The sequence below is a fragment of the Microbispora cellulosiformans genome, assembly GCF_008728085.1.
In the GTDB taxonomy this organism is placed as follows: Bacteria; Actinomycetota; Actinomycetes; order Streptosporangiales; family Streptosporangiaceae; genus Microbispora; species Microbispora amethystogenes.
The window spans coordinates 302036-319642 of record NZ_VYTZ01000008.1 but is presented as its reverse complement, the minus strand read 5'-3'; the positions used below and the strand labels follow the sequence as shown (position 1 = coordinate 319642).

Here is a 17607-nt window from a genome sequence, read left to right as displayed (position 1 = left end):
TCGCCACGATGCCTGTCGCCAACACCCGGCCCGGCGGCGAGGGGCCGCCGCCGGGCCGGTGACGGAGCGGGGCTCGTCAGTCCAGCCGGATCTCCACCGGAGTGTCGTCGCGCGGCGGCGCCACCGGACGGCAGCTCTGGCCGCACCCGCCGAACGAGGGGTCGAGCGGGGTGAACTTCGTCTCTGGCACGCCGCTCAGCGCCTTGAGCATCGTGTCCTTCCAGATGGGGCCGGGGACGCTGGCGCCGAACACCTCGCCGTAGTAACGGCCGCCGATCGTCACGCCGTTCAGCTTGTACTTCGAGGTGCCGCGCGGGTCGCCGAGACTGACCGCGCCGGCCAGATCGGGGGTGAACCCGGCGAACCAGGCGGAGGAGGAGTTGTCGTTGGTGCCGGTCTTGCCGGCCGCGTCGCGGCCGATGCCGCCGACCGCCGCCATCGTGCCCTTGGTCAGCACGCCGGACAGCACGTACGCCGCCGCGTCCGCCACCTCGGGGGCGAAGGCCTGACGGCACTTGGGCCGGTAGTCCGTCGTCTTTCCGGAGCTGTCGGTGATCCGGCTGATCGCCATCGGCGCGCAGTACTTCCCGCGCGCCCCGATCGCGGCGTAGGCGTTCGCGACCGTCACCGGGTCCATCTCGTTGATGCCGAGGGTGAACGTCTCGTACTCCTGGAGCGCGCCGCCGTCGGAGCGGTGGATGCCCAGCGACTTGGCCGTCTTGACCACCTCGCAGAGCCCGGCCCGCCGCTCCAGCTCCATGAAGAACGTGTTGACCGAGTGCCAGGTGCCGGTCTGCAGGGTCAGCCAGCCGGGCGCCCCCTCGTCGTTGGTGACCGTGAAGCCGGTCTCGCCCACGTTCGTGCCGTCACAGCTCTTGAACGCCATCGGGGACGGTGCGGTGTAGCCGGCGCCCGCGCTGAACCCGTCGTTGACCTTCATGCCCTGCTTCAACACCGTGAGCAGGGTGAACGTCTTGAAGGTCGAACCCGCCTGGAAGCCGATGCCACCGCCGTGCGCCGCGTCCGCGACCAGGTTGTAGGACATCTCATGCCTGATCTTGCGCGTCCCGTACGGCCGGCTCGCGGCCATCGCCCGGATCGCCCCGGTGCCGGGCTGCACCAGCGCCTCGGCGGCCACCGGGTTGTCGGACGGGTTGACCCACTTCCGGATCGCCGCGTCCGCCGCCGCCTGCATCGAGGGGTCGATCGTGGTCCTGATGGTCAGGCCGCCCCGGTTGAGGAACCGCAGCCGGTCCTTGGCCGTCTTGCCGAAGTCGGAGTTGTTGAGGATCTCGTTGCGCACATAGACGCAGAAGTACGGATATTTGCTGGACTCGCAGCCGCCGGGCAGCTTCGTCCCTTTGTACCCGATTTTGGTGGCCTTCGCCTTGGTCGCCTCGGCTTCGGTGATCTTGCCCAGCTCGGCCATCCGGTCGAGCACGACGTTGCGCCTCTTCAGCAGCCGGTCGCGGTGGGTCTTGCCGAGGTTGGGGTCGGTGGCGTTCGGGTCCTGCACCGCGCCCGCCAGGGTCGCCGCCTGCGGCAGCGTCAGCTCGCTCGCGTCGACCCCGAAGAACCGCTTCGCCGCCGCCTCGACGCCGTACGCGCCCGCGCCGAAGTAGGCGATGTTCAGGTATTTCTCCAGGATCTCGTCCTTGGAGTACTTCTTCTCCACGCCCATCGCGTAGCGCAGCTCGTTGAGCTTGCGGGCGTAGCTGGCCTCCAGGGCCTTGTTCTTCTCCGCCTCGGTGTCGGCCGAGTTCAGCAGCACCTGCTTGACGTACTGCTGGGTGATCGAGGAGCCCCCCTGGGCCACCCCGCCCGCCTGCATGTTCCTGGCCAGCGCGCGGAGCGTGCCCTCGATGTCGATCGGGCCGTGCTCGTAGTAGCGGTAGTCCTCGATCGAGATGATGGCCGTCTTCATGACGTCGGCCATCTCGGCGAGCGGGACGACCTCGCGGTACTGCTCGTAGAACCGCGCGATCTCGCGGCCCTTGACGTCCTGGACCACCGACACCTGCGCGAGCGGAGGCTCGGGAAGGTCACGTGGTTCGAGGCCGACGTCCTTGACGGCCGACACCAGGCCGACCCCCGCGCCGCCGACCGCCGGCAGCGCGATCCCCGCGACCAGCACGCCCGCCGCCGCTCCCATGGCGGCCAGACGCAGCATCTTCCCCGTGGCGTTCACCGGATCATCCCCACTCGATCTTCCTCGTCCCCCGAATCGATAAGGACAAGGTTATGGGTCCGTAAAGGGGTTCGCCGACCCGGTCCTACGAGAGCAGGCCGAGGCCGCGCACGAGGACGGCGGCGGTCCGCGCCACGACCTCGTCGTCCGCCGAGCCACCGGCGGCGAGGCGGTTGGTGTAGATCGCCAGGATGATCGGAGCCGCGTCCTCGGCCGGCCAGACGACGGCGATGTCGTTGGCGGTGCCGTACGTGCCGCCGGTGCCGGTCTTGTCGCCCACGATCCACTTCGGGGGCAGCCCGGCGCGGATGCGCTTGCCGCCGGTCGTGGCGCCGCGCAGCCACCCGACGAGCCGGGACCGGTCCGCCGCGTCGAGCGCGCCGCCGGCGGTGAGCGCGCGCAGGTCGCGGGCGATCGCAAGGGGCGTCGTGGTGTCGCGCCTCTCCTTGGGCGACCACACGTTCAACTCGGGCTCCCAGCGGTCGAGACGGGAGACCGCGTCGCCGAGCGAGCGGAAGTAACGGGTCAGGCCCTTGGGCCCGCCGACCCGCTTCAGCAGCATGTCGCCGGCGGTGTTGTCGCTGTGGACGACCGCCGCCCGGCACAGCGCGGCGAGCGTCATCCCGTCGTCCACGTGCTTGCCCGTATCCGGCGAGTACGGCTTCAGCTCATCGGCCGTCCAGTGGACCACCTGCCGGGTCAGCTCGGCTTCGGTGGTGCCGGCCAGCACCGCCCCGGCGGCGAACGCCTTGAAGGTGGACGCCAGCGGGAACCGCTCGCCCTCCCGGTAGCCGATCGTGCTCCCGGTCGCCGTGTCGATCGCGTACGCGCCGATGCGGCCCCGGAAGGAGGCCTCCAGCTTGCGCAGCGCCTTCCGTACGGCCGCCTCGCCGTGCGCGGGCGCCGCCGAGGCCCGGGCCGAGGGCGTGGTCTGGGCCGAGTGCGTCGCGGGAGGTCCGCCCGGACCGGGCACGCCCCCGCCCGCACCGGCCCCGCAGGCGGCGCACGCCAGGGCGGCGACCACCGGTACGGCGGCTTTCCACCCGCCCAGCCGTCTCATGACAGAGGAGCCAACCAGAGGCGACGGAGTCATGTCCAATGTGCCGCGTCCAGTGGGTCGTCACTCGGTGATCTGCCGCCGGACGGCGGGGCTGAGGCCGGAGAGGAGGCGGTCGGCGCGGCCGTCGGCGGTCGCCCGCAGCAGGGCCGCGATGACGGCCGGCGGCACGTTGTCGAGGACCCGCCAGGCCCGCCGTGTCGTCATCGACTCGACCAGCCGGACCGCGGTCGTGGTGGGCCCGAGCGCGGTGAGGATCGCGGCGGCGCTCCGGTCCGCGACCCCCGCCATGACCAGGGTGCCCCGGCCCGTGGGCATCGCGCGCAGCACCGCGGCCGCGCCAGTGGCGGCCATGTGGTCGACGGCCCGTCCCGCTTTCGCCGTCCCCATCAGGGCCAGCACCGTCGCCGCCGCCGACGGCTCGCCCGCCATGGCGTCCAGCAACGCGCCCGCGGCCGCCGGGTCCAGGGCGTCGAGCAGCGACGCGGCCGCCTGCCTGGGCTGAGCGAGCAAGAGACGCGCTCCCTCTGCCGGTGACACCCGCCGGATCGTCTCCACCGTCGCCGCCCCCTGGGACACCCCCGACGGCGTTACGGACGGCGAGCCGCCGCGGAGACCTCCAGCGTGGCCGCGTTCTGGCGGCCCGCCGCAGGGAGCACCGCCCGGCCTGCCTCCAGGAGTACGGCCGGGAGCCCTGGCCGGCTCCGGCGACGGTGTGTCCGCACGCTCACGCCCCGCGCTCCGCTCGGGCGCCCGTACGCCCGCATCCTCGCGCCTCGCATCCCGCGCGGGTGCCGACGCCGGGGGTTTCCGCGGAGGCTCGGCTGCCGCCCCACGACCGGGGGCCGGAGCAGTCCGGGGCGTCGGGCCGTTGAGGATCGTTCGCAGGATGGCGTCGGCGTTCTCCGCTGTCATGCGCCGGGCGGGATCCTTCTCCAGCAACCCGGTCACCACGCGGGACAGCGGCCCGGGCCGTGTCGGCTCCGGGTCGTCGCTGATGACGGCCAGCATGGTCGCGTGCTCGTTGCCCCGGCGGAAGGGCGAGCGGCCCTCGACGGCCCAGAAGAGGGTGACGCCGAGCGACCACAGGTCGGACGCCGCGCTCGCCGCCTCCCCCTTGATCCGTTCCGGCGCCATGAACTCGGGGGTGCCGAGCAGGCGGCTCCGGGCCGTGAGGCCGCTCGTCCCGGAGATCTGGGCGATGCCGAAGTCGACCAGGACTACCTTCCCGGCCCGGCTGATCAGGATGTTGGCGGGCTTGACGTCCCGGTGCACCACGCCGACGGCGTGCGCGGCGGTCAGTCCCCCCAGCACGTCGCGGGCGACGGACGCGGCCGTCCTCTCGGCCAGCACGCCCTCCTTGATCTGGTCTTCCAGACTGACGCCCTCGACGTGGGCCATGACGATCCACGGCCTGCCGTCCGCCTCGAAGACGTCGTGCACCACGACGATCGAGGGATGCGCGACCTGGGCGAGGGACCGCGCCTCCCGGAGCGCCCTCTGCCGCTGGACCTCGGCGCGCTCGCCGTACGGCCACAGGGGGATCTCCTTCATGGCGACCAGGCGCTCCAGCGCCTGGTCCCAGGCGAGCCACACCGCGCCCATGCCGCCCCGGCCCAGCAGGGACCGCAGTTCGTACCGGCCCACGACGACCTGCCCGGGCCGCGCCGGGCCGCCGACCGTCATGCCGGCGGAGTCAGTCGTCATCGGGGAGCAGTTCGACCCCGCCGGAGCGCTCCGGGGCGGGCCGCGACAACCGGAGGGTGCGGGTGTCCGGCATGCGGCGCAGTTCCTGGTCCTCGACCGAGCCGTAGCCGTCGGCGACGTGCTCGGCGCGGGTTCCCGTCGGCCCTCGGGACGGGTCGTCGGGACGAGGTGTGGGCACCGACGGGAACGGCCCGGTGTCCCCCGTACGGGACCAGATGCCCCAGATGTCCGAGGCGCCGTTGGCGGGCCCCGCGGTCGGCGGCCGGGTCATCGCCCCGGCGGTGAAGCTGCCCCGCGCGGCGCGGAACTCGTGCTGCTCGGCGAGCGCGAGCACCTTCTCGTAGTTGCCGGGCCGCTGCATCAGCTTCACCGCGACCGGCAGGCACTCGATGAGCAGGAACAGCAGGAAGAGCAGCAGCCGGGTCATGCTGAGGCTCATGTCCTTGCCGGTGATCTCGTTGAGCGCCTGCATCCTGATGAGCAGTCCGTTGGTGGTGAGGTTCTCGGCGTCGAAGGACTGCTGCAGGTCCCCCTGCCGCCTCAGGGCCGCGTCGAGCTGCGCCCGCGCCTTCGGCAACGCCTCCTGCGCGCTGGTGAGGCGGACCTGCTTGGCCTCCTGGCCGCTGTCGGTCAGGTCCTTCTTGCGCTTCTCGATCTGCCCGTTCAGCAGGTCGATGCGGCGCTTGTTCTTGTCGTACGCGCGCTTGCTGTCCCGGGCGAGCGGGCCGTCGCCCTTCTTCGGGCAGGAGGGCCCTCCGTAGAGCTGGCACTGCCACTCGGTGTAGTGCTGGTCGGCGAGCTTCCGCTCGCTGTCCCGGTCGGCGGTGAGCGCGACGATCTGCGGGTCCTGGTCGGTGGCGACGGGGACGTCGCCACCGGAGGAGACCACCTTCTCGAGGTTCGCGACCTCCTGGCGGAGCTGGCCGATGGTCTTACCGGTCACGCCCTGTTGCTGCTGCGCGACGAATACGTCCGCCCGCCGCTGCTTGATCTCGACGATCTGCGCGTCGATTTCGGACTTGAAGATCTGCAGGACCAATGGAGTGGAGATGACGAAACCGAGAAGGAGCGCCATGAGGATTCGGGGGACGGCCAGCGGCCAGCGGCGCGGAGCGTCCGCCCTCATCGTGCTGACCAGCCAGCGGTCGAGGCTCAGGATCATCAGGCCCCACACCAGACCGGCGAGGAGGGAGACGACGACGTTGAGCCCGAGCGCGCTGCTCAGGGCGAACGTCATCGAGATCGTGGCGAGGACGCCCGTCGTGAGGACGGCGCCCCCGATGCCCTCGAACTTGGGTTTCTCGGTCGGGCAACGCTCCAGGACCTCCGATCTCGCTCCGGACAACGCAATCAGAAAGTCCCTCATGTTTCTCCCGGGAGATTGGAGTTCTGGCCTGTGCCGTACACACGGAAACATCGCGTGACGCGCGCCACACCGCTATCGTAGTTCTCCTATGTCACGTTTCGCGATATCGCGGGAATTTACCGTGATGTCATCACAGAAGGTGGGCGCATTCGAGAACTTCTCGCCGGGGACGGCACTGGGGATGACACGGGGGACGGGGACACGGACGGGGCGGGGTTCGGGGTCGAGGACGGGGCACGAGGCATGACGCGGGATCCCGTGCCGGAGCCCGGCGAGGACCTGCTCAGCAAGGCCCTCGCCCGGGCCGTCGCGGGACTCACCGCCACCGGCAGGCTCGTCGTCGTGGAGGTCGCCGCCGACGGCATGACGACCTTCGAGATCCACCGGGACGAGCATGGCACCGCGCTCGGCCGCCAGTGGGTACTGCCGTGGATCACGCTGACGGCGGAGCACGGCTGGGGCGAGGACGCCCGGCAGGCCCTGCTGCGCGCCGCCGGTCTGCCCGCGCCCGGGTCGGAGGTCGTCGTCGTGAGCTCGTCCCCCGAGAGCGCGACGGCCTTACAGGCGCTGGAGTGGCTGCGCGAGGCGCGCACGGCACAGGTGTTCTCCACCTCCGCGCCGATCACCGGGCTGGTCAGGGACGTCCTCGTCGGCGACCCACTGTGCCAGTCGTACGACCTCGTGGTGATGCGGCCCGCCGGGGCCGGCGGGCGGCTGGAGCTGGCGGGCAAGCTGCTGTTCCCGGTCGGCGCCCGCGCCGGGACCCGCACGGAGCTCACCGTCCGCTGCGCGCCGGGCGGCGAGCACGGCACGGCCCTCGCCGTCGTCACGCGGCAGGGCCGGGAGCCGCGGCTGCTCTCCGTGCACAGCGCCAGGGTCGCCCCCGGGCCGTACGTCGTCACCGCCGAGCTGGTGCGGCCGGGCCGGGTGCGGTTCGCGGGGCTGCCCGGCCTCGCCGCCGATCGGCGGACCTGGGACGATCTCCTCGCCGACGTGCCGGACCGGCTGCCGCCGAGGACCGGCCCGGCCCACCTGATCTGCGCGGTCGAGGTGTGCGGACCGGACGTCAAGGTCGAGGAGCGGCTGGGCCGCGCCCGCCAGATGATCGCCTTCCTGTCCGGCGAGCCCGCGGACGCGCCGCGCGTCTCCCTCGTCGCGTACGGCGCGCACTCCTTCGACCGGTCCGTACGGGACCGGCCGGTGGAGGTCGTCACCTGGCAGGCCCCGGCGGAGGCGGCCCTCAAGGGGCTGGACACCCTGGAGGAGCGAGGGGCCGTCACCCAGGGCTACCCGTACCACCCGCACGCCGCGCAGCTGGAGGACATGCTGGCGACGGTGGCGGCCCGGCTCAGCCGGAGCAAGTCGCCGCCAAGCCGGCATGTGCTGCTCACCATCGGCGACCGCCGCCCGCATCCGATGTGGGCGGACCGCTCCGGCGTCCTGCCCTGCCCGCAGCGGCACGACTGGCAGTCGCTGCTCACGCACCTGGAACAGCTCCCCGGGTTCGCGTTCGGCGCGATCTGCGACCAGCCCGAGGACGGCCGGGCGCACCGGATCTGGCGTCATCTCGGCGCCCAGGCGCTGGCCCACCTCGACGCCCTCGACCTCCAGGGACTGGCCGCCGGCCTCGGGCTCGCCGCGCCCGCCGCCGTCCACGTCCCGTTTCCCCTGCTCGACGAGACGGAGTGAACACCGGCATGCAGCCCGATCCGAAGCCGGGGCGGCCCGCCCACGACATCGCCATGTGGGGCGCGCCGGGCAGCGGCAAGACGACGCTGCTGGCCGCCCTGGACATCGCCCTGATGCGCAGGGACGACGACTGGAGGATCGTCGGCTCGGACCCCGCGTCGTCGGAGTTCCTGATCGAGCGGACGAACGCGCTGTCCTCCGGCAAGGTGTTCCCCGAGGCGAGCCAGGGCTTGGAGCACTACCACTGGACGCTTTACGGCCCCGGCGAGCGGCACAGGCGGCGGTGGTGGCGCAAGGCGGGCAAACCGGAGCCGTTCGAGGTCGGCATCGGCATGATCGACGCGCCGGGCGGCCTCTTCAGCGCCGGTCCCCGGCGGCTCGACTACGGCCCGGACGTGCTGGACGACCTGCGTGAGCGGATGCTGAACGACCTGGTGAAGAGCCGTGGCGTCGTCTTCCTCTTCGACCCGATCCGCGAGTTCGAACGCGGCGACGCCTTCGACCATCTCCATCCGCCGCTCAAGCGGCTCACCGAGCGGATGCGCGACCTCGGCCGGCTCACCGGCGGCCGGCTCCCGCACCACGTCGCCGTGTGCGTCACGAAGTTCGACGACCCGCGCGTGCTGGAGACGGCCGAGAAGATGCACCTGCTCGCCCCGGAGCCCGACGACCCGTACGGCTTCCCCCGCGTGTCCGACGACGACGCCCGGGACCTGTTCCGGCAGTTGTGCGACCTGTCGGCCAACGGCAACGCCGACATGGTCCTCAACGCGCTCGGCCGCTACTTCCACCCCGACCGGGTGCGGTTCTTCGTCACCTCGTCGATCGGCTTCTACGTCCATCCGCAGACGAGGGCGTTCGACTGGCACGACTTCCAGAACCTGCTTCCTGAGGACGACGACCTGCGCATCCGCGGGCCGATCCACCCGATCAACGTGGTCGAGCCCATGCTGTGGCTCGGGCGGCGGCTCGCCGCCGACAAGGAGACCCCGCAATGAACGGGGACGGCGCGCGGAGAATCGGCTTCGAGTGGGCGCTCGAAGGCAAGGAGCACGGCAGCTACGACGAGTACGGCCTGCTGAGGTGGAGCGACGAACGCTTCGCCGGCGTCTTCGACGAGCTCAGGGCGAAGTACGCCGCCGGCACGCCCTCCGAGCTGCCCCAGGTGACGATCGCCCGCGCGGCCACCAGGGACCACGGCGAGCGATCCGACAACGTGGTGCTGGCGATCCACACCTGGTCGGACCACCGTGACTTCGCAGGCCGGAAGGTCGCCTACACCCGGTGGTTCTTCGTGCCGTACCACCAGCTCCAGGACCACCCGGTGTCGTACCAGGCGCTGTACGCGGCTTTCGACGCGCTCCCGCTGACCCCGGAGCCGCCGCTGACCGTGGCCGTGCCGGCGCTCGACCCGCGCGCCGTCATGCCGGGGCCGGACGCGCTGGCCGCCGCCGCGCTGCTGGCCGCCGGGCAGCAGGTCTGCCTCGTCGGCGCGGACGGCGTCCCGATGGCCCAGCGGTTGCGCTTCGTCGACACGGTCATGGCGCTGCTGCCGTACGGCCTGCGGACCAGGTTCAGCGCGGCGACCTGGACCAGCAGCACGACGAAACACCGGATCAAGCTCTCCTTCGCCCGGTACGCCCCGGAGGGTGTCCAGGCCGTCCAGTGGGGCCAGGGCGCGGACATTCCCCTCGACGAGTACTCGGCGAAGTACCACCGCATTCTGCGCAACCGTGACGTGGACTACCCCGACCTGATCGGATGGCTCGCGGGACAGACCAAACCCCTGTCGTTCGACGACAGCGACCGCCCCCGGGTCTTCGATCTTCTCCGCCAGTCGGCCTCCCAGTCGCCTCCCACGCGACCAGCCCCCGCACCCGCGCCCCCTGTGAGCAGAGCCCCCGAGGTGGTGGAGGCAGCTCACCAGGGCCCCACGGTCGCCGTTCTCGCCCGCAAGCTCGCCGGCGCCTCAAGGCAGGACACCGGGCCGGCCCTGGACGCGCTCCTGGCGGTCGTGTGGACCCCGTCCGACAGAGAGGCCCTGGCAGACGCCCTCTACACGTACACCTGCTTCCAACATGTGATCGATCAGCAGGAGGACCGCGACCACCTGTACGAGCGGCTGGTCTCGGCGGCCTTCCAGCCGGACGAGCAGTCGATGTGGAAGGGAAAGTGCCGGTCCCTGCTGAGGGCCAACAGCACACCGAAGACCGTGCGACGCCTCCTGAAAGGCCTGTCCAGGCAGCAGTGGTGGCAGTTCGGCACCTGGGCCCGGCGGCATCGGCTGGCGTGCACCGTCGGCGTCCTGGTGCTCACCGTCGCCTTCGCCGGTGCAGCCGCCCTGCGGCTTCTTCTGCCCGGCGACGACGCCCCGGCACAGCAGGCTCTCCCTTTGCCGCCGCCGCAGAAGGTCGTCCTTGTGAGGGACGCGGCGGCGCAGCCGTACGTGACGGAGGTCGTCAGGGAGGCGCTCCGCCGCGCGGGGTACCAGACAAACGCCCAGGTGCAGGGCGCTCCCTCCGTGCTCATCGGCTACGCCCCCGCTGCCTACGACGACATGAACGCCGCAGCCCTGACTCCCGTGGGCAACTTTCCCTCCGGCACGCGGGACGTCCTGCTCGTGCGGGGCGGAGAAGGGGACCTCCCCAAGAAAATTCTCGTCCGCGAAACCTTCAGCAAGGACGTGGAGAAGCGTATCCGCGAGCTCTATCCCGAATCAGAACTGACCCGCGTCCCGGACAGCGAACTGACGGAGTCGCTGATCAAGCGGGATGCGGAAGCCGCCATCGTCTCCGGTGACGTCAAGGCGGACGACTACGCGCCTTCGCCCGCCCTCGACGACCTGCTTCCGGAACGGAGAATCGTCGTCGGGGCCGACTCCGCGCTGAAGTCGGCCCTGGAGCCGGCGATGGACGGCCTGAAGAAGGAGGGCGTGAAATCCTCCGATAACCCTCAGGCGGACGCGAAGGCGTTCGTCGACCGGATCTACTCACCCGCTCCCGCGCTCGCGTCCTCCGCGAAACCCGTGAGCGAACCGCCGGGAAGCTCGGGGGACCTCATCCTGATCACCAGTGTCGTCGCCGCCGTCGCCGGACTGGCGGGGGCGGTTCTCCTCGTCTGGAGGCCCTCCCGGTTCAAGGGGTCGTTGATCGGGCGGCCTCGGGTGTGAGCGGCGTTCCGGCCACGCTCGGGACCGCATTCGCGGTGTTCGCGGGCACCAATGTCGACGACGTGGTCATCCTGACCGTGCTGTTCCTTTCGGCCCGCGCTCGGGGGCGGCCCCGTCCCTGGCAGATCGTGACGGGCCAGTACGCCGGGATCGCGGCGCTCGTCGCCGTGTCGGGCGTCGCCGCCCTCGGCCTCGCCGTCGTACCGGATCAATGGGTGGGCCTGCTCGGCCTGGTCCCGCTCGCCCTCGGCGTACGCGGCCTGGTCGCGGCGGCGCGTTCGTCCGGCGGGGACGACGACCCCGCTCCCGCGGTGGCCACCGGAGTCCTCTCCGTCGCGGGCGTCACCGTCGCCAACGGCGCGGACAACGTCTCCGTCTACACGCCCCTGTTCCGCTCCATCGGTCCCGCGGCCAGCCTGCTCACCATCGCCGTGTTCGCCGTCCTGGTCGCCGTCTGGTGCGCGGTGGCGTCCTGGCTGGGCTCACACAAAAAGATCATCGAGTTCGCGGAACGATTCGGGCACTGGCTCGTCCCAATCGTGTTCGTCGCGATCGGCGCGCTGATTGTGCTCGATTCCGGCGTCATCGGCCGTCTGACCGATTTTCTCTGATTTCCACAAAGGAGAATCGGGCACGGCGAGGTCGTCTATAGAAGCATGAAAAAGCGCGGAATGGAACGATCTAGTCTGGCAAACGATCCGAAGTTAGACTCCCTGACAGGTTCGGCCGCCTGCCCTCGGCGGCCGTTCGCTCGTCGCCCACGGGGGAGGGCCGTGCCCCTCCACGCCCAGTGGGCGGCGGCGCGATCCTCCATGCCCTCAGGCGCCTCCGGGCGCCGTCGCGGGCTCCCGGGTGACGAGGCCTCACAGGTCCCCATGGAGGTGTCGTGTCGAGGAAGCCCCCGTCCTTATTACGTAAGACGGCGTTACGCACGACGGCGCTCGTCGCCGGCCTTGCCCTCCTACCAGTGATGGCCCCGGCGGGGTCCGCCGCCGCGGACCCGACCCCGACCCCGACTCCCTCGCGGTCCTGGACCGCCACGGCACTGACGGACGCCGAGCACGTCCAGGGCGCCAAGTCGCCCTCCGGCAAGCTCGCCAAAAGCGACCCCGAGCTGCTGAAATCACAGTCGGCGGACCCGACGACCGTCGTGGTGAAGCTCGACTACGACTCGCTGGCGGCCTACAAGGGCGGCCTGCCGGGGCTCCCCGGCACCAGCCCGTCCGTCACCGGCAAGGCGCTGAACGTCAAGAGCGGCGACTCGGCGAAATACCAGAAGCACATCGAGAGCGTCGAGAACTCCTTCCTCGGCGAGCTCGGCAGGAAGATCCCCGGCGTCCGGGTGGGGCAGAAGCTCCGCACGGTCTACGGCGGCGTCGCCCTCACGCTGCCCGCGAACAAGGCCGCCGACCTGCTCAAGCTGCCCGGTGTGGCGGCCGTGCAGAAGGACAGGGTGGAGCAGCCGCTCACCGACTCCAGCGCCGAGTTCATCGGCGCGCCGACCGTCTACAACCAGCTCGGCGGGATGAAGTCGTCGGGCAAGGGCGTCATCGTCGGCATCCTCGACACCGGCGCGTGGCCGGAGCACCCGTCGTTCACCGACCCCGGCACGCTGCCCGCTCCCCCGCCCAAGGCGGACGGCACGCCGCGCACCTGCAACTTCGGCGACAACCCGCTGACCCCGGCGGCCGATCCCTTCCCGTGCAACCGCAAGCTGATCTCCGGCCAGCCGTTCCTCGCGACGTACAACGCGGTCGTGGGCGGGGAGGTGTACCCGGACAGCGCCCGTGACAGCGGCGGCCACGGGACGCACACCGCCACCACCTCGGCGGGCGGGCCGGTCGACCACGCCAACCCGCTCGGCATCGACCGCGGCGCGATCCACGGCATCGCGCCGGCCGCGCACGTCGCGGTCTACAAGGTCTGCGGCGAGCAGGGCTGCTACCAGTCCGACTCGGTGGCCGCGGTGGCGCAGGCCATCGCCGACGGCGTACGTGTCATCAACTTCTCGATCGGCGGCGGCTCCGACCCCTACAGCGACGCGGTCGAGCTCGCGTTCCTGGACGCGTACGCCGCGGGCGTGTTCGTCTCGGCGTCGGCGGGCAACTCCGGGCCGGGCGCCGCCACGACGGACCACCGCGGCCCGTGGGTGACCACCGTGGCGGCCTCGACGCAGAGCCGCACCTTCCAGTCGACGATCACGCTGACCGGCGGGCCGACGATCAAGGGCGCGTCGATCACGGCGGGCGTCTCCTCGCCGCTGCCCGTGGTGCTCGCCTCGGCGCCGCCGTACAACGACCCGCTGTGTGTCAACCCGGCGCCTCCGGGGCTGTTCTCCGGGAAGATCGTCGCCTGTCAGCGCGGCCCGAACCGGGTGCTCAAGGGCTTCGCGGTCAGGCAGGGTGGCGCCGCGGGGATGATCCTCTACAACGCCACGCCGCAGGACGTCATGACCGACAACCACTGGCTGCCGACGGTGCACATCGACAAGCCGGAGACCGACGTCCTGCTGAGCTGGCTGAGCTCCCACCCGGGCACGACGGCGACCTTCACCCAGGGGACGAAGGCCACCTGGCAGGGCGACGTGATGACCTCGTTCTCCTCGCGCGGCCCCGGCGGCGACTTCCTGAAGCCGGACGTCTCCGCGCCCGGCCTGCACATCCTGGCGGGCATGACCCCGACTCCCGACTCGCCGGTGGAAGGCCCTGCGGGCAACCTCTACCAGGTCATCGCCGGGACCTCGATGTCGTCGCCGCACGTCGCGGGCGCCGGCGCGCTCCTGTTCGCGCTGCACCCGACCTGGACGCCGGGCCAGGTCAAGTCGGCCCTGGAGACCACCGCGACGACGAAGGTCACCAAGGAGGACCGGACCACCCCGGCCGACCCGTTCGACTACGGCGGCGGGCGCATCGACCTGACCAAGGCGGGCGACGCGGGCCTGACCCTGGACGAGACCGCGGTGAACTACGCCGCCTCGGCCGCCGACCCGCTGAACCGGATCGACCTCAACCTGCCGTCGGTGAACGCGCCCGTCATGCCGGGCGTGATCAGCGCGAAGCGTACGTTCGTCAACCCGACCACCAAGACGCTCACGTACACCGCGCTGGGCACCACGGTCAGCGGGGCGAACATCACGGTGCTGCCGCCGCTCTTCACGGTGAAGCCGGGCAAGAGCCAGAAGGTCACCATCCTGATCACCGCGCCGGACCTGCCCGAGGGGCAGTACTTCGGCCAGGTGAACCTCAAGCAGGTCGGCGGCAGCCGGGAGCAGCACCTGCCGGTGGCCTTCTACCGGCGCGAGGGCGCGGTCCCGATCGACCAGACCTGCACGCCGAGCACCATCGCCAGGAACACCGGCCAGTCCACCTGCACGGTCTCGGTGCAGAACACCACCCTGCAGGACACCGAGGTCACCGCGCTCAGCACGCTCGACGCCAAGCTGCGGCTCACCGGCGTCACCGGAGCGACCCAGGTCGGCAGCCAGATCGTGACGACCAAGAAGACGCTGGCGGGGAGGCAGCCGGACAAGCCGGTCATCGCCCCGGGTTCCAGCCCGGCCGGGTACATTCCGCTCGCGGCCTTCGGCATCACCCCGACGCCCATCGGCGACGAGGAGGCGCTGAACTACACCGTCCCGGCGTACACCTTCGCGGGCCGTACGTTCACCAGGATCGGCGTGGTCTCCGACGGCTACACGGTCGCGGGCGGCACGAACGGCTCGGCGGACATCCAGTCGACGCCGCAGACGCTCCCCGACACCGCCCAGCCGAACGGCGTGCTCGCGCCGTACTGGACCGACCTGGACGGCACCGGAGCGCCCGGCGTCTACGTCGCCACCCTGAGCGACGGGGTGAACAGGTGGCTGGTCGTCGAGTGGAGGCTCAACCTGTACGGCACGAACAGCCTGAAGGTCTTCCAGCAGTGGATCGGGCTGGGCGGCGCCGAGGACATCACGTACGCCTACGATCCGGGCAACCTGCCCGGTGACCCCGGCGCGGTGTACGGCCTGACCGTCGGCGCCGAGAACGTCGAGGGCACCGCCGGCACCCAGATCAGCGGCCCGCCGACGCAGGACTACCGCGTCACCAGTACGCCGGGCGCCCCCGGCGGCACGCTCAGCTACTCCTTCACGATGAAGGGCGTGTCCGCGGGCACCGGCACCGTCATGACCGCGACATCCACCCCCGAGGTGAAGGGCATCACGGTCGAGGTCGACAAGGTGACCATTCAGTAGGTCTCCCCGGAGAGGCCCGGCGGACAGCGCGTGTCCGCCGGGCCTTTCCGCTTCTCACCCGTTCCCGGCGAACCTAGTGAGGCTCCGTCGAACCTCCTCCCACTCCGTACCTGATCTCGCCGAGCGGAGTGAAGCCGGTCGCACCCGTCTCGGGCTGTAGCGGCTGGGCGTCCTGGCTGAGATAGAACACGTCCGGGTTCAGGTCGACGCCGGCGTACGGCGCGTTCGGGAAGGTGAAGGCCCCGACGTTGAGCGCGTCGTACGGGCACCCGCTGGGGGTGCTGTAGCAGGGCGCGCCCGTGCCGATCGGGTTGTATCCGGCGTTGGTGGTGTTGAAGGCGACCGTCCAGACCACCTGGGCCGGCAGCACCGTGCCCACCGGAAAGTCGAACGTGAGGATCTGGTTGAATGCCCTCTCGCACTTGCCCGAGGCCGGGTTGAACCAGTCGCCGAGGTTCGGCCCCGTGCATCTCACCGGGTCGGCCGTGGGCCGGTAGCCGATCGTCTGGTTCACCGTCACGGTGGCCAGCAGCGCGCCGGGGCTCACGGGATTGGTGCCGGTGTCGACGGCGTAGACGTTGGCGGTGATCGGGTGCGTGTAGGTCGCCCCCGGAGCGCTCACGCAGGTGCCGTCGAAGGCGCTCCCGGACTGGCAGGCGAGGCTGACGAACTCGACGCGCATCGACCCGAGCGGCCCTCCTCCCCCGCGCAGGCCGACGGCGTCGCCGAACTCGTTGGTGTCGGTCGACTCAAAGCCCAGGCTGGGCACCCCGCCGCAGCTCAGGGCGTCGGTGGGCAGCGCGGTGTAGGCGACGTCCGGACCCTCGCCGCCGCGGTCGCACACTGGGGTCGGAGTCGGAGTCGGCGTGGGAGTAGGCGTGGGCGTGGGGCCGGCTGTCGGCGTACGGGTGGGCGCGGGGGCGGGGGTGCGCGTCACCGTCACCCGCGCCCGGGCCTTCGTGACCCGCGGATCGGCGGCCGTCGCCTGGTTCTGGCGCGGCGAGGTGGCGGCCTGCTGTCCCTGCTCACCGGTCTCCTGCGTGCCGGCCAGGCCGTACTGCTCGGTCCAGGTGTTCGCCTTCGCGTCCGCGGCCTGCCAGTTGTACGGCCCCGCCGCGGTGTCCGTCTCCGCCTTCTGCCACGGCGACAGGACGTGGGTGAGGTCCCGCAACAGGTGCTGGCTCTGTGCTTCCCCGCCGCGCAGGTGCTGCCGGTTCCTGTTCTTGTTCTTGTTGTGGTTCGTGTTCCTGCCGCGCCCGTGGTGTGACCCGCGCTGGGAGTTCGAAGCACCGGACGCGTGCGGACCGGGCGGCCCCGCGGCGTGCTGAACCCGGGCGTACTGGCTCCAGACGGTGGCAGGCGGCCCGGCTGTGGCGGCTCCAGCGGCCCCGACGACGGCGACGGCCAGTAGGACGTTGAGTGCGAGCGCGCTCGCAAAGGTAGTGATTCTCGGCAACGCAGGCCCCTCGGAAGTTGCGCCAGAAAGGCGGGAATGTCCGACAAAATGACCCACCAGGGATCAGCCGCACAGCGCCTTGCTTTCCTCCTCGGGAAGACGACAAACGAGAGACGGAAATTCTTGCCCGTGGACTGATATTTGCATCGACCCCGAAAGGCGCACAATCACATCAGGACCGGATTTTTCCTGATGAGGAATACCGCGATATCGCGTACCCCTCCTCGAAGGACGCGATGGTCCAGCGGTCCACAACTGTCGTACGAGTGGGCGCCAAGTCCCGGTATCAGTGGGCGCCAAGAGGCGGCTGACACGCTCCTCCCATGCACCGCACAGGAGGAAACGTGAGAAGAACGCTCAGGACCCTGCTCGCCACGGCGGCGCTCGCCACCGCCGCGATCGGCGTCACCGTGGCGCCGGCCCACGCCGACTGGGTCGGGATCACCCTGTACGAGGACTCTGGTTACCAGGGATATCCGCACGCCTACACCACCAGCCGCCTGGGGCTGTACGGGTGGTGGGAGAACGACGTGGCCAGCTCCGTGAAGAACAGCGACGTCTTCGCCTGGGTCCTGTACGACGACCGCGACTACAAGGACCGGCATTTCTGCGTCCGGCCGGGAGAGTGGGTCGAGAACCTCGGGTCGTCGCCGTGGAAGTTCAACGACAAGGTCTCGTCTCTCAAGCGGCTGACCACCTCCAGCTGCGCCGGATACATCCCCTTCTACAACCTCGCCTGAC

The 17607-nt window shown here is 70.9% G+C and carries 11 protein-coding genes; 6 read left to right on the top strand and 5 right to left on the bottom strand.

Features of this window, described 5'->3' with window-relative positions; genetic code table 11:
- Window positions 1–76 precede the first annotated feature (76 nt).
- From F5972_RS24040 to F5972_RS24025, 4 genes are all read right to left on the bottom strand, one after another.
- Window positions 77–2188, bottom strand: coding sequence for a transglycosylase domain-containing protein (locus tag F5972_RS24040; protein WP_318527626.1), 2112 nt, complete (start codon window positions 2186–2188; stop codon window positions 77–79).
- A gap of 85 nt (window positions 2189–2273) precedes the next feature.
- A complete protein-coding gene (gene bla / locus F5972_RS24035) occupies window positions 2274–3248 on the bottom strand; it encodes a class A beta-lactamase (RefSeq protein ID WP_150936073.1) in 975 nt (324 codons plus the stop codon).
- 60 nt (window positions 3249–3308) lie between these two features.
- Window positions 3309–4952 carry a serine/threonine-protein kinase gene (locus F5972_RS24030; protein ID WP_150936071.1) on the bottom strand — a complete coding sequence of 548 codons (1644 nt, stop codon included), beginning with the start codon at window positions 4950–4952 and terminating at the stop codon, window positions 3309–3311.
- Window positions 4942–6318 (bottom strand): DUF4407 domain-containing protein, encoded by a 1377-nt coding sequence (locus F5972_RS24025; protein WP_191910292.1) that lies wholly within the window; start codon window positions 6316–6318, stop codon window positions 4942–4944. The genes F5972_RS24030 and F5972_RS24025 overlap by 11 nt, the downstream gene beginning before the upstream one ends.
- A 243-nt stretch (window positions 6319–6561) precedes the next feature.
- On the opposite strand from F5972_RS24025, the gene F5972_RS24020 reads away from it, so the two are divergent.
- From F5972_RS24020 to F5972_RS24000, 5 genes are all read left to right on the top strand, one after another.
- On the top strand, window positions 6562–8007 hold the full coding sequence (locus F5972_RS24020) for a hypothetical protein (RefSeq protein WP_150936067.1): 1446 nt from the start codon (window positions 6562–6564) through the stop codon (window positions 8005–8007).
- An 8-nt stretch (window positions 8008–8015) separates the two neighbouring features.
- A complete protein-coding gene (locus F5972_RS24015) occupies window positions 8016–9005 on the top strand; it encodes a DEAD/DEAH box helicase family protein (protein WP_150936065.1) in 990 nt (329 codons plus the stop codon).
- Window positions 9002–11176: a hypothetical protein gene (locus F5972_RS24010; protein WP_150936063.1), complete on the top strand. Its 2175-nt coding sequence runs from the start codon at window positions 9002–9004 to the stop codon at window positions 11174–11176. Before F5972_RS24015 ends, F5972_RS24010 begins: the two co-directional genes overlap by 4 nt.
- Entirely contained in the window at window positions 11173–11787 is a 615-nt protein-coding gene (locus tag F5972_RS24005) for a cadmium resistance transporter (RefSeq protein ID WP_150936061.1), read from the top strand. Before F5972_RS24010 ends, F5972_RS24005 begins: the two co-directional genes overlap by 4 nt.
- A gap of 359 nt (window positions 11788–12146) precedes the next feature.
- Window positions 12147–15410, top strand: a complete 3264-nt coding sequence (locus tag F5972_RS24000) for a S8 family serine peptidase (RefSeq protein ID WP_150936059.1) — start codon at window positions 12147–12149, stop codon at window positions 15408–15410.
- Window positions 15411–15483: 73 nt separating this feature from the next.
- On the opposite strand, the gene F5972_RS23995 is transcribed toward F5972_RS24000, so the two are convergent.
- Window positions 15484–16866 (bottom strand): hypothetical protein, encoded by a 1383-nt coding sequence (locus F5972_RS23995; protein ID WP_150936057.1) that lies wholly within the window; start codon window positions 16864–16866, stop codon window positions 15484–15486.
- A gap of 344 nt (window positions 16867–17210) precedes the next feature.
- Here F5972_RS23995 and F5972_RS23990 point away from each other — a divergent pair, with 344 nt between their 5' ends.
- On the top strand, window positions 17211–17606 hold the full coding sequence (locus tag F5972_RS23990) for a beta/gamma crystallin-related protein (protein WP_191910291.1): 396 nt from the start codon (window positions 17211–17213) through the stop codon (window positions 17604–17606).
- Window position 17607 lies beyond the last annotated feature (1 nt).